The 282-nt window shown below is 72.7% G+C and carries 1 protein-coding gene; it reads left to right on the forward strand.

Annotation, left to right across the window (positions count from 1 at the left end):
* Positions 1 to 77: 77 nt before the first annotated feature.
* On the forward strand, positions 78 to 282 hold a 205-nt coding region (locus WDW90_RS39130; protein WP_336493000.1), incomplete at its 3' end, for a Rid family hydrolase.

Below are 282 nucleotides of genomic sequence, written 5' to 3' on the forward strand. Positions count from 1 at the left end.
GCGGCACAAGGCGGGGACGTGCGCCGTCCCGGAGCGACTGCCGCGGCGGCCGGATCCATCGGAGATGTCAGCGCACCATGACCCTCAAGCGTTTCGAGTCCGGCCCCCGCATGAGCCAGGCGGTCGCCTTCGGGGACATGGTGTACCTGGCGGGCCAGGTGGCGCCCGACACGGTCGGCACCGGCGAGACGGCGCAGACGCAGGCGATCCTGGCGGAGATCGACCGCCTGCTCGCGGCGGCGGGCAGCCACAAGAGCCGGATCCTGGCGGCGACCATCTACC

The sequence above is a fragment of the Methylobacterium nigriterrae genome (assembly GCF_037106235.1).
Classification (GTDB): domain Bacteria; phylum Pseudomonadota; class Alphaproteobacteria; order Rhizobiales; family Beijerinckiaceae; genus Methylobacterium; species Methylobacterium nigriterrae.